At 57.0% G+C, this 11,429-nt stretch carries 13 protein-coding genes and 1 tRNA gene; 6 read left to right on the plus strand and 8 right to left on the minus strand.

What is annotated here, in order from left to right; genetic code table 11:
- Positions 1-116: 116 nt before the first annotated feature.
- Together YBN1229_RS10260 and YBN1229_RS10265 are read right to left on the minus strand one after the other, a co-directional pair.
- Entirely contained in the window at positions 117-863 is a 747-nt protein-coding gene (locus tag YBN1229_RS10260; protein ID WP_076605312.1) for an RlmE family RNA methyltransferase, read from the minus strand.
- Positions 864-909: 46 nt separating this feature from the next.
- The gene (locus YBN1229_RS10265) at positions 910-2,211 is read right to left on the minus strand and encodes a Ppx/GppA phosphatase family protein (RefSeq protein WP_052743847.1); all 1,302 of its coding nucleotides are present in this window, start codon (positions 2,209-2,211) and stop codon (positions 910-912) included.
- 280 nt (positions 2,212-2,491) lie between these two features.
- On the opposite strand from YBN1229_RS10265, the gene YBN1229_RS10270 reads away from it, so the two are divergent.
- Positions 2,492-3,427 (plus strand): IS1595 family transposase, encoded by a 936-nt coding sequence (locus tag YBN1229_RS10270; protein ID WP_046478245.1) that lies wholly within the window; start codon positions 2,492-2,494, stop codon positions 3,425-3,427.
- Between the two features lie 242 nt (positions 3,428-3,669).
- Complete coding sequence (locus YBN1229_RS18685) at positions 3,670-3,921, plus strand: hypothetical protein (RefSeq protein ID WP_152024981.1); 252 nt, start codon at positions 3,670-3,672, stop codon at positions 3,919-3,921.
- Between the two features lie 35 nt (positions 3,922-3,956).
- Here the strand turns inward: YBN1229_RS18685 and YBN1229_RS18690 are convergent, their stop codons facing one another.
- On the minus strand, positions 3,957-4,148 hold the full coding sequence (locus tag YBN1229_RS18690) for a hypothetical protein (RefSeq protein WP_152024982.1): 192 nt from the start codon (positions 4,146-4,148) through the stop codon (positions 3,957-3,959).
- Here YBN1229_RS18690 and YBN1229_RS10280 point away from each other — a divergent pair.
- The 4 genes from YBN1229_RS10280 (at position 4,147) to YBN1229_RS10295 (ending at position 6,940) form a co-directional block, all read left to right on the plus strand.
- Positions 4,147-4,752, plus strand: a complete 606-nt coding sequence (locus YBN1229_RS10280; RefSeq protein ID WP_152024983.1) for a hypothetical protein — start codon at positions 4,147-4,149, stop codon at positions 4,750-4,752. The genes YBN1229_RS18690 and YBN1229_RS10280 overlap by 2 nt on opposite strands.
- A gap of 66 nt (positions 4,753-4,818) precedes the next feature.
- Positions 4,819-5,616 carry a M15 family metallopeptidase gene (locus YBN1229_RS10285; RefSeq protein WP_052743848.1) on the plus strand — a complete coding sequence of 266 codons (798 nt, stop codon included), beginning with the start codon at positions 4,819-4,821 and terminating at the stop codon, positions 5,614-5,616.
- Positions 5,617-5,716: 100 nt separating this feature from the next.
- A tRNA-Gln gene (locus tag YBN1229_RS10290) sits at positions 5,717-5,790 on the plus strand.
- A gap of 274 nt (positions 5,791-6,064) precedes the next feature.
- Positions 6,065-6,940, plus strand: coding sequence for a hypothetical protein (locus YBN1229_RS10295; protein WP_152024984.1), 876 nt, complete (start codon positions 6,065-6,067; stop codon positions 6,938-6,940).
- Between the two features lie 59 nt (positions 6,941-6,999).
- On the opposite strand, the gene YBN1229_RS10300 is transcribed toward YBN1229_RS10295, so the two are convergent.
- The 5 genes from YBN1229_RS10300 to YBN1229_RS10320 form a co-directional block, all read right to left on the minus strand.
- Positions 7,000-7,470 carry a DUF1348 family protein gene (locus YBN1229_RS10300; protein ID WP_046478248.1) on the minus strand — a complete coding sequence of 157 codons (471 nt, stop codon included), beginning with the start codon at positions 7,468-7,470 and terminating at the stop codon, positions 7,000-7,002.
- 99 nt (positions 7,471-7,569) lie between these two features.
- Positions 7,570-8,010 carry a cyanase gene (cynS, locus tag YBN1229_RS10305; protein WP_046478249.1) on the minus strand — a complete coding sequence of 147 codons (441 nt, stop codon included), beginning with the start codon at positions 8,008-8,010 and terminating at the stop codon, positions 7,570-7,572.
- 38 nt (positions 8,011-8,048) lie between these two features.
- Positions 8,049-8,960, minus strand: coding sequence for an ABC transporter ATP-binding protein (locus tag YBN1229_RS10310; RefSeq protein ID WP_046478250.1), 912 nt, complete (start codon positions 8,958-8,960; stop codon positions 8,049-8,051).
- A gap of 31 nt (positions 8,961-8,991) precedes the next feature.
- Complete coding sequence (gene ntrB, locus YBN1229_RS10315; RefSeq protein ID WP_046480251.1) at positions 8,992-9,822, minus strand: nitrate ABC transporter permease; 831 nt, start codon at positions 9,820-9,822, stop codon at positions 8,992-8,994.
- A gap of 4 nt (positions 9,823-9,826) precedes the next feature.
- Positions 9,827-11,221: a CmpA/NrtA family ABC transporter substrate-binding protein gene (locus tag YBN1229_RS10320; RefSeq protein WP_046478251.1), complete on the minus strand. Its 1,395-nt coding sequence runs from the start codon at positions 11,219-11,221 to the stop codon at positions 9,827-9,829.
- Positions 11,222-11,429: the final 208 nt, after the last annotated feature.

The following is an 11,429-nucleotide window of genomic DNA, read 5'->3' on the forward strand; positions in this document are numbered from 1 at the left end:
TCATCATAAAAACCGGAATTATGCCCGCTATGGCTCCCATCGCGGGCGATGTCTTTTTTGAGGAACCGTCTGGTCAGCTGTCAAATTCGGGGCCGCTCGGCCCGTTGCGAAAAGTACTAGTTGTCCGCGTCTTCTGCTTTCTTGTCTCCGCGAAAGCCTGTCGCAAGAACATACAGTTCCGCAGAGTCTGAGCGGCTGGCTGGCGGCTTGATGTGACGCACGGTTTTGAAGTTGCGCTTTAGAAGGTCAAGCAGATCGCGTTCCGCCCCACCTTGGAAAACCTTGCAGAGAAAGGCGCCATCAGGGCTTAGGACATCGCACGCAAAATGCGCAGCCGCTTCGGCAAGTCCCATAATGCGTAAGTGGTCAGTACGCGTATGTCCCACAGTCGGCGCTGCCATATCAGACATGACAACATCGGCTGCTCCGTCTCGCAGCATGGACTTCAGCCGATCTTCCGCGTCTTCGTCCGTAAAGTCCATTTTGACGAAGTCCACGCCAGGGAGCGGTTCGACATCCAGGTAGTCGATGGCAACCACCTGGCCGCGCTTGTCACCTTGTCCGTCTAAAGCCTTCACACGGTCCGCGGCGATCTGGCTCCAGCCTCCTGGCGCTGCCCCGAGATCGATCACCCGCTGGCCGGGTTTGAGGATTCGGTGCTTGTCATCGATTTCCAAGAGCTTGTAAGCGGCGCGTGAGCGCATGCCCTCACGTTTGGCCGCGGCCACATAAGGATCATTGAGCTGACGTTCGAGCCATCGAGCAGACGATGTTGAGCGCTTTCGCGCGGTCTTCACACGAACATGCAATTGGCGCTGCCCGCCTGTCGGGCCGGTAATCCCGCCGCTGCCTTTTTTCGCCAAGGAGTGACCTCGTCTAGCAAGTGCTTTTAAGAGTTAAGATGTGCTGTCAGCGATGCTGGCGCCCGCGCCGTCGCCGTGTCCGGTAGACACCGTCTTCTATCATCAATGTGGTCAGGATGCCTTCGCGTAACCCGCGATCGGCAACCCGCAATCGTTCACAGGGCCACAACCGTATCAGGGCCTCGAGGATAGCGCAGCCGGCGAGCACGAGATCCGCTCGGTCGCGCCCGATGCAGGGCTGGGCAACGCGCTCCTCGTAACTGCTACCGACGAGCTTGTAGGTGATGTCGCGTGCTTCTGCGACTGAGAGCCAGCATCCGTCGACCCGATTGCGATCATAACGCGGCAAGCCCATCTGGATGCCTGCAATGGTCGTCACCGTACCTGACGTGCCGAGCAGATGCGCCGGACGATCACGCAACAGGGGCGCGAATTGGTACTTATCTTCGAAGGGGCGGAGCAAGTTGCTGACGTGTTCGACCATCGCTTCGAAGCGTTCCGACGTGACGAACCGTCCGCCAAATCTTTCAGCAAGCGTCACAACACCGACCGGCAAAGACGTCCATGCAGCCATATGGTTCTGTGCATCGATCCGATCCGCGCCGCGCGAACGCTTGCGTGTTGCACCCGATAGATTGAGCCAGATCAGTTCGGAAGAACCGCCGCCGATGTCGAAAACGAGAACGTAGTCAGATCGGTCATCGATCAGCGAGGCGCAGCCGGAGACGGCGAGACGTGCCTCGACTTCGGGGGTGAGCACTTCAATATCGAGACCGAGGCGCTCCTTAACACGCGCGAGGAAATCCGGACCGTTGCTCGCAAATCGGCAAGCCTCCGTCGCGACGAGACGAGCGCGGCGGACACCATGGCGGTTGAGCTTGGAGCCACAGACTTTGAGTGCGTCCATCGTCCGGCGCATGGCTGGTTCCGAAAGCGTACCGCATTGCGAGACACCCTCACCAAGCCGAATGATGCGTGAAAAAGAATCTACAACGCGAAATCCGCGGCGTGTTGGCCGGGCCAACAATAGGCGGCAATTGTTCGTGCCGAGATCGAGAGCGCCGTAAACTTGCTCAACCGTCTCCTGGCGGGCGCCGCGGTTTAACGCGCGCTCGTTGGCGTTGCCATTCAGACAAGCTTGCTTCTTTTGATCACGAACGCAATCCAGCGCGGCTGTTCGAGGTTCTGGCGCGGGGGAGCCAGTAAGCAAATGGCGCACATCGAGCGTCCTTACGTCGACGGGCTCGCGTTCATGGTGCAGAGGACCTGCAGATACAGGTTTTCGCACCGGGACTTTCTCGTCCACGGACGCAGGGCGGGGCTCTCCCTCGTCTTTAAAATCCTCCACCGCTTTATCTCCAGTGTCTGGCGCTGGCTCCGAAACAACCCGTGCTGTAGGGCACAGGCAGTCGGAGTAAGTTGCGTCATCAGACAGCCGTCTGGATTCGTCTTGAACTGAGTGTAGCAGGTCGCAAGGAGTGGTAAAGCAGGATGCCTGACTTTGTACTCGGTAGGCTGAAGAGCGTAGTATCAAGCGTGTGAACGCCTAATGATTGAGTAAAGGGGAACTATATACTTTACAAAGCACACATACTAACTTAATGTGAGATCAACAACGGGGATTGCCCATGTCGATTGATCTCACAAATCCAATTTTTCATGACGACGCCGCAGCCCGCGCGCATCTGGAAGCGCAGCGCTGGCCGAATGGGCCAATTTGCGCGCATTGCGGCGAGCGCCACGCCGACAAGATCACCAAACTGGAAGGCAAGGCACACCGCGCCGGCCTCTATCAGTGCAAGACTTGCCGCGAACAGTTCTCAGTTACGGTTGGAACCGTTTTCGAGCGCTCCAAGGTGCCGCTTGCCAAGTGGGTGCTAGCCACACATCTGATGGCGGCAAGCAAGAAGGGCATGAGCGCCAAGCAGATTGAGCGCATGCTCGGCGTCACCTACAAGACCGCTTGGTTCATGATGCACCGTATCCGCGAAGCCATGTCTCCGTCAGCAACGGACACCAGCCCCATTGGCGGCACCGACAAGATTGTCGAAAGCGACGAAACTTTCGTCGGCGGCAAGGCCAAGAACGCCAAGAGGTTTAAGCCTGTCCCTAAAAAGTATCCTGTCGTCGCTCTGATCGAGCGCGGCGGGCCGATGCGCGCAAAGCACGTGGCCGATGTGACGGGCAAGAACGTCCGCAAGGCGCTCGTCACCAATGTCAGCCGCAAATCCATGCTGATGACTGACGACGCTGCTGTCTACGAGCGCATCGGAAAAGAGTTCTACGCGCACGGCAAGGTGAACCATTCGGCGGGGCAGTATGCTGACGAAATCGGCTTCAAGCACATCAACACGTGCGAGAGCTACTTTGCCCTCCTAAAGCGCGGCATCATGGGCTCGTTCCACTCGGTTTCCGAAGCACACCTGCAGCGCTACGCCGATGAGTTCGCCTTCCGTTGGAACCATCGCAAGACGGACGATGCCGAGCGCGCCAATGCGATCCTGAAGGCCGCTGAAGGCAAGCGCCTGACCTATCGGCGGTCTGGTGAAGCCGGTCACGCCTAAGCAGAAGTCCCGCCGCTTCCTGAAGTGGAGGAAGCGCCACCGCTAGATATAGTGGCATTCTCGACTCTCAGAGCGAACCGTCATACAAGTGGGGCGTCGGTGAATCAGACCGACGCCCCTGTATCGCGTTCCGCCACATCATCGCCCAGCGGAAGCGATCTCGATGTTTGTCGCCGCGTCATCGCGCTCGCGTCAATCGCTGGGCTCCAGTGCTCCACAGGGAGCAATCAGGAGCCCAACTCATGAGCAACACACTCAGTTCTGCACCTATGTCGATTCCCTGCCCGTCATGCGGCCGGGAGATCAAGAAAACCGTCGGCTATTTCAAATTGCACAGTGACGTCGGCTGCACATCGTGCGGTGCGAGGATCGCGCTCGACAACAGTGAGTTCCGTCGCAACGTGAACCGCGCCGACCGGGAGCTGTCCAAGTTGAATCGCGAGGTCGACAAGTTCAACCGGGAGATGAGGAGGCTCGCGCGGAAGTTCCGCTAGTCTCAATCTCACGCGATGGACGGGAATGACGTCACTCACTTCCCGTCCGCTCCATTCTTCCTCTTCTTCTCATCCTTGTGCGGCTTTGGCGGGGTGCTCAGCATCCGTTTAAGCGCAGCGTCTCGGACCTTCTCCGTCTCGAGATCGGTGCGCTGTTCATCGGTATTCTTACGGGGTTCTTTGGTCATGTCAGGTGAGTGGCTGCTCGATGTAGAAGATAGGGTCATGGCCCAATTCTACCACGCCATTGGGGTTGTCGTCGTCCGGTGGGCGATCGCCGAAGAATCCATGAAAGAGCTGACGGCTGCCTGCTCAGATATACGCAACGAGGTGGCTAGCGAAGCGCTCGTTCTGAACATGCCGAACATGTCGCTTGTGCACATGCTATCAACAATAGCAAAGGAATCGTTTGAGCCAGACCTAGAATACTTTCGGGAGCACCTGCTCTGGGCTTGCAAGGTCTTCGACGCATGTCGAGAGAACCGAAACTTGTTCAGTCATCTCAGCCTAAGTCCGATCCACTTCATGGATCGCAACGGCGTAACTTATACTGCGGAACGAGCAGTTCTCCACCGCGAAACAGCCAAGGGCCAGCGACGATCACACATCCAGGAAGTCCACTTACAAGACATCCGTGACATCGCCGATGAAATTCTCCACCTCACCGGCTTCCTAAGAGACCTGATTGAGGCGCACCACGGGTCTGTGACGTATCGAGGTGGCGTGCTCGTTCCATTGCCAAGTAAACCTCCTCTGCCACATAGGCGTAGCCAAACCCTTCGCCCATGGCGGCAAGCCGGTCGGAGCCCGCCGCTACCATCTGAGGAGTGATCTCTCGGCAATCGCACATTCTGCTTTCTCAGCTACATACTTCCCGAGTAAAGTATAAAAGTATCAATGAATTACGTTGTCATGTTTCTCATGGTTGCGGTGCTTCAGGCTCTGGCGACCACCGCGAATTGCGGCGCCGAGGGGGCGCAGACCCTTAAAGAAATTTCGGGACGGCTAATTGAGACGTACCAAGATTATATTGATGGCGCAGACGAAACGACACTCATTTGGCGGGATGGTACGCGCATGCCGCTTGATGTGGAGCCGAAACCTCCAGGCAGCGCCGAATGGCTTGAAAAACCGAGCGTCGCCGACATGCTACGCGTGCCTTATCCGCTCGGCCAACTCGCGCAGCCACCCCATGCTGGTGCCGATCCAGGGCGGGCACGGAACCAAGCCTTCTTTCGAAAAGTGTACGGGGACTGTCGGTCCGGTGCGGTGAATAAGGAGCTCGTCGACGTTATTTGGCTTCCCAAGAAGTCTAGTCAGCGGCTTCGCGTCACGCGCATAAATGGGGTTGCAGAGCAATTGCAGCGGGTCAGCGACGAGCTAGATAAGCTCTCGTCAAAGTTCGATAAGTTCCTGATCCCCTCAGCAGGAACGTACAATTGCCGTGTTATCGCCGGGACCGATCGCATCTCGGCGCACGGTTACGGCATCGCCATCGACATCGCCATAAAGCATACGGATTATTGGCGCTGGGCAAAGCCGGCCAGCGGTGCGTCCCCACGGTACCGCAACCGAATTCCATACGAAATCGTCGAGATCTTCGAACGTCATGGCTTCATATGGGGCGGAAAATGGCACCACTTCGACACCATGCACTTCGAATATCGCCCGGAATTGCTGCCGATTGCGCGATAGCGCGAAGGGATAGTGCATTCTCCGCACGCCGCTGGTTGCGCCCCGCGTCCGGAATTGTTATATGCCTCGCTCCATTGCGAAGCGCCGTTTCTGGCGCCGTTGGGGAATAGGTTAACGGTAGACCCACGGACTCTGACTCCGTTAGTCCTGGTTCGAATCCAGGTTCCCCAGCCACTTTGTCTTTCCACGCAAATTATCAGGGTTGGACGGCGATGAACTTTGCTCGTTTTGAGCGCCGCCAGTTCCGACCGATATTCCCCCTCACAAACCGAACTTTTACCCCTTTGCGCCAACATCTAGGCCGCAGATTTCGGCCTCCTGTGCATGATCACACTGCCGCCGTTCTGTTCCGGCATAGGGTGAAAGAGGATGCGTGCCGCGGGCTACCATGCATTTCAGCATGATCGAGCGTTGGCCTAACGAGCACGGGGAACACGAAGGACAAAACGTGCTGCGACTGAACCCCTTTGTTGCTTCCGGTATAATTCTGGTATTGACGTCTCCGGCGTTTGCCACGGAGACGCCTCCAGTTCTCGTCGAAGAGCCAAAGTTGGTGGCGGCGCCCATGCGATCAATCGAGATTTCGCAGGATCTGGCGGAAAAGGTCGGCCAGAAGGTTTGGCTGAATGAAACCGGTGGGGATCGTGAGGCGATCACCGCCTGGAACACGACCGAGGATTTTGCCTCTCTCGGCATCGGCCATTTCATCTGGTTTTCCGAGGGGCTTGATACGCGGTTCAGGGAGAGCTTTCCAGCGATGCTGGAGTTCTTGCGCAGCCGTGGCGCGAAGCCGCCGGCGTGGCTGGACGTTTCGCCTGTGCCACCCTGTCCTTGGAAGACGCAGCAGGAATTCCGCCGCGAGTTCTACTCGCCGAAAATGACGAGCCTGCGCAGGTTCCTCCTGGAGACCGTGGATCTACAAGTCCAGTATCTTGCGCAGCGTACGAAGGCAGCGCTCCCGAAGATTTTGGACAGCCTGCCGAATGCGGACGACCGCCTTCACGTGCGCCGTCAGTTCTATAGGCTTGTCGGAGTTTCACAGGATCTCTACCCGCTGATCGACTACATAAATTTCAAGGGCGAAGGCATCAGCGATAAAGAGACGTTTCCCAATCGGCGCACCGGTGAACCCGAAGGCTGGGGTTTGAAAGACGTCCTCCTTGCAATGAATGGGACGTCGGAAGATCCTAAGCAGGTGCTCGCTGAATTTGCAGATGCCGCCCGCTTTGCTTTGAAGCGCCGGATCTCCAACAATCCACCCGACAAGAGATGGCAGCGTGGCTGGCTTGCCCGCGTGGAAACCTATCGCCGCCCTCTGCGATAAGCGGCCGGAACCGCGGCAGCAGGAGGCATCTGCCGCGGAGCGCTTACTTAATTAAAGGATTAAAGGCCGAGATCGCTGAGACTCGGATGATCGTCTGGCCGGCGGCCCTGTGGCCAGTGATATTTGCGCTCGCTTTCAGCGATCGGGAGATCGTTGATGCTCGCGATGCGGCGCGCCATCAGGCCGTCGTCACTAAACTCCCAATTCTCGTTGCCATAAGCGCGGTACCACTGCCCTGAATCGTCACGCCACTCATATGCGAAGCGCACAGCAATCCGGTTTCCGTCGAACGCCCAGAGCTCCTTGATCAGCCGGTATTCGAGTTCGCGGGCCCACTTGCGCGTCAGGAACGCCTGAACGGCTTCGCGTCCTTTGAGGAATTCAGCACGATTGCGCCAAACGGTGTCTGGCGTGTAGGCGAGCGAGACTTTCTCGGGATCTCGCGTGTTCCACGCATCTTCGGCCATTCGGACTTTTTGAGCCGCGGTTTCAGCGGTGAAGGGAGGCAAGGGAGGTCGCATGACGTGCATCCTAAATTCGGGCGATAGAAAGTGAGCATCAAAGGCAATTAGGCAAAAAAAGAGAGCGAGACAGAACCCGCTCCCCTCGTTTCTAACGTGATTAGGAACTTACCAATTCTTGTAGGGCAGGAATTTGCCGCTCATCTTGATCTCGATGCGGTCACCCTTCGGATCAGGGATTTTCTCGACATACATCTCAAAGTCGATGGCGCTCATGATCCCGTCGCCACCTTTCTCCTGGATGAGTTCTTTAAGTGTCTGACCGTAGACGCCGACGATTTCGTACAGACGATAAATGCACGGATCTGTCGGAATGGACTGCTCGAACATCTTCGTCGGAAATTCCGCGAGGACGGGACCAGCCTCTTGCGGAAGGCCGAGATGGGTGGCGAGTTTATCGGCTTTGTCACGCGGCATAGAGTTCATGCCAAGGCACGCGGAAGTCGTGAACACTTCGGACATGCCGATCGCTTCAGCCATGCTGGCCCAGGTGATGCCAGTCTGCTTCTTCTTCGCCAGAATCATTCCGGTGACTTCGGCTTTATTCATTGTGGTTTTCCTCGACGGTTGTTGATCTTGGGGAGCGCTTAAACCGCGACCGACACCAGCGGGCGCGGCGAAGTAGGGCGGCCGTCGGACTGGACCTCATCCAAAGCGGGCCGGACAGTGATCGGGCTATTCGTTGCACCATCGGACTGTGAGCCCGAGAGCTTCTTGGACCGATTGGTCAGGAAATCCACGAGGTGGTTGCGGATCTTGTAGTAACCGGGATCATGAATGATCTCTCCGCGTTGCCGCGGCCGCGGAATATCAACCACCACGCTTTCGGCGATGCGCGCGTAGGGCCCGTTGGTCATGAGAAGAATACGGTCGGCGAGAAGGATGGCTTCATCGACGTCGTGCGTGATCATGAAGACGGTTTGCTCGGAGCTGGACCAGATGCGGGTCAACTCGTCTTGAATCGTGCCGCGCGTAAGCGCATCGAGGGCACCGAACGGTTCGTCAAGCAGCAACAGTTTCGGCTGGATAGCAAACGCTCGCGCAATCGAAACACGCTGCCGCATGCCGCCGGATAGCTGAGCCGGTTTGCGGTGCTCGGCTCCCCCAGTCAGCCCCACGAGCCCCAAAAACTTTTGCGAATGCTCGTAGACCTGTGCGCGTGTCCACTGAGGATGCCGTGCACGAACGCCGAACATGACGTTCTTAAGTGCTGAAAGCCACGGCAGGAGTGAATAGTTCTGAAACACGACGCCGCGTTCCAGGCTCGGTCCGGAAATCTCCTTGCCATCCATGATGATGCCGCCCTCGGTGGGCTCATCGAGCCCGGCGAGGATGTTCATGATCGTGGACTTGCCGCAGCCGGAGTGGCCGATGATGCAGACAAACTCGCCGCGCTCGATAGTGAAGTCTGCGTTCTCGAAAACCGTTAGGGGCTGGCCGTCTTTGGGGCCCGGAAAACGTTTGGCGAGTTGGGAGACTTCTATGAATGACCTGCTCATGAAGCTTATCCTTTTCGTTCGTCCGGCCGATTTATTCTTGGAACCGCACGGCCTTCTGAAGTTGCCCGAAGGCGGCGTCTAAGAGCATGCCTACGACCCCGATCATCAGGATCGAAAAGATCACGCTCGTCAGGTCGAGGTTGTTCCACTCATTCCAGACGTAGTAGCCAATGCCTGTACCGCCCACGAGCATCTCCGCCGCGACGATGACGAGCCAAGCGATGCCGATTGAAATCCGCATGCCGGTCACGATCGTCGGAGCTGCCGCCGGCAAAATGACGAGAAAGGCGGTCTTGAGAGGTGAAAGCTGATGTGTCCGCGCGACGTTCACCCAGTCCTTGCGCACACCCGCCACGCCGAACGCTGTATTGATGAGCATCGGCCAGATCGAACAGATGAAGATTACGAAAATGGCTGAGGCCTGGCTGTCCTGAATGATGAACAGGGCGAGAGGCATCCAAGCCAAGGGTGAGATAGGCCGCAGCACTTGGATGAATGGATCGAGCGCCTTGTACATCAGGGGCGACATCCCGATCAGAAACCCGATCGGGATTGCCACGAGTGCCGCCAGGAAGTAGCCGGTCAGCACGCGGTAGAGTGAATACCCAATCTGGATACCAATGCCTTTGTCGTTTGGGCCGTTGTCGTAAAACGGCTTCGACAGTTCGGAGACAGCTTTCTCGATCACCGCCGAAGGCGGAGGGACGCGCGCCTGCTGCCCCCCGCCACCGGTCATAAGTTCGTATTCGGAAAGCTCTCCCGAAGATTGTGAGTTCGGCGTCGCAAGTTCCCAAATGCCGAGCGTAGCGACGAGCATCAGAACGGAAAGCAGCACGGCCTTTAAGTTGTCTGCGATCGCCATGGCATCAGACCCCGCGCTTGATCGGGAAGCTGGCGACATACTCTTCCGGCTTTTCAGGATCGAACGTCTTGCCCATGATCGTGTAGCTCTCGTAGGTCTTGTCGGGCACAGGCATCCCGAGATCCTTCATGAGCTTGCCGCAGTCGGCCGTCAGATAGACCTGCTCTGCGATCTTCTTGTAGTCGACATCGCCTTCGATATAGCCCCAACGCTTCATCTGGGTGAGGATCCACACGCCCATGGAGTGCCACGGGAACGGATCGAAATCGATGCGATCGGGGACGTTTTTGACATTGCCGAGACCGTCAGCGTAGCGGCCGGTCATGACCTGCTCGATGACGGGCACGGGCTGATTGAGATAGTTCGCGGGAGCGATCGCAGTCGAAATTTCTTTGCGATTATCCTTGTTGCTGGCGTACTGCGTAGCGTCGACCAGGGCCTTCAACAGGTTGCCGTAGGTGTTGGGTAGCTTCGTCGCGAATTCCTGCGAGCAAGCGAAAGCGCAGCAAGGATGTCCGTCCCAGATTTCCTTCGTGAGAATATGGATGAAGCCAACTTTTTCCCAAACCGCGCGCTGATTGAATGGGTCGGGCGAGAGGTAGCCGTCGAGATTGCCGGCGCGCAGGTTGGCCACCATTTCGGGCGGCGGAACGACACGGATCTGAATATCCTTGTCGGGATCGAGACCTGCTTCGGCCACGTAGTAGCGCAGCAGGAAGTTGTGCATCGAGTACTCGAACGGAACCCCAAACTTGAAGCCCTTCCATTGTTTCGGGTCGTTCTTGTCTTTGTGATCGTTGTGCAGGACGATCGCCTGCCCGTTGATGTTCTCAACTGCCGGCATGATGAAAGGCGTCGCTGTGGAACCCGCACCCATGGTGATGGCGAGCGGCATAGGCGTCAGCATGTGAGAGGCGTCGTATTCGCCGTTGAGAGACTTGTCTCTGGCAACGGCCCAGCCCGCCGTCTTGATCACATCAACATCGAGGCCATACTTCTCATAGAACCCAAGTGGTTTAGCCATGATGATCGGCGTCGCACAGGTGATGGGAACAAAGCCGACCTTGAGTTTCGCCTTTTCCGGTTTGCCAAGTTCATCGAGAATGGCAGCCTTCGCAGCGTCCATGGGAAACACGGCTGCGATCGCAGCTGCGAGAGCGGAACCGCCGAGCAGGCCGGCGAAGGATCGGCGTGATAGTTCGTTGTGACCGAAGACGGAGCGGACGACAGCGCTTTCGATGGCGCGCTCAAGAGCTTCTTCGTTGTTTTGAGGAGTGCTCGCGTTGGCGGCACTGTCATGATGATGACCGGAGGTCCCACATTCAGAACAACTACAACCTTTGCCGTGACGTAGATCCAGGTTTGGATCGTAGGGATTGCCTAGGCTCTTTGTTGTCATGGACGACACTCCATCGTTGCTGTTCGTCGGGGATCCGACCTCCGAAACTGGTTAACCTCTCAGCAAGACGTGTGCCAAAACTCGAGATGAGAAAAATTACATTTGAAATCAGCATGATGGGTGGAGGCAGCAGGGTGCGGATGGGTGTTATCTAAATTCATAAATTATCAGTTTTCAAAATCGAATTATGAATTTAAAAAATAGAAAT

The organism is Candidatus Filomicrobium marinum (genome assembly GCF_000981545.1).
GTDB classification, from domain to species: Bacteria; Pseudomonadota; Alphaproteobacteria; order Rhizobiales; family Hyphomicrobiaceae; genus Filomicrobium; species Filomicrobium insigne.

Bases quoted from the DNA above. Each gene is read 5' to 3' on its own strand.
- cynS (WP_046478249.1), bottom strand. From the start codon at position 8,010: ATGAATAAAGCCGAAGTCACCGGAATGATTCTGGCGAAGAAGAAGCAG.
- YBN1229_RS10285 (WP_052743848.1), top strand. From the start codon at position 4,819: ATGAATTACGTTGTCATGTTTCTCATGGTTGCGGTGCTTCAGGCTCTG.
- YBN1229_RS18690 (WP_152024982.1), bottom strand. From the start codon at position 4,148: ATGACCCTATCTTCTACATCGAGCAGCCACTCACCTGACATGACCAAA.
- YBN1229_RS10280 (WP_152024983.1), top strand. From the start codon at position 4,147: ATGGCCCAATTCTACCACGCCATTGGGGTTGTCGTCGTCCGGTGGGCG.
- YBN1229_RS10270 (WP_046478245.1), top strand. From the start codon at position 2,492: ATGTCGATTGATCTCACAAATCCAATTTTTCATGACGACGCCGCAGCC.
- YBN1229_RS18685 (WP_152024981.1), top strand. From the start codon at position 3,670: ATGAGCAACACACTCAGTTCTGCACCTATGTCGATTCCCTGCCCGTCA.
- ntrB (WP_046480251.1), bottom strand. From the start codon at position 9,822: ATGGCGATCGCAGACAACTTAAAGGCCGTGCTGCTTTCCGTTCTGATG.
- YBN1229_RS10300 (WP_046478248.1), bottom strand. From the start codon at position 7,470: ATGCACGTCATGCGACCTCCCTTGCCTCCCTTCACCGCTGAAACCGCG.
- YBN1229_RS10310 (WP_046478250.1), bottom strand. From the start codon at position 8,960: ATGAGCAGGTCATTCATAGAAGTCTCCCAACTCGCCAAACGTTTTCCG.
- YBN1229_RS10320 (WP_046478251.1), bottom strand. From the start codon at position 11,221: ATGACAACAAAGAGCCTAGGCAATCCCTACGATCCAAACCTGGATCTA.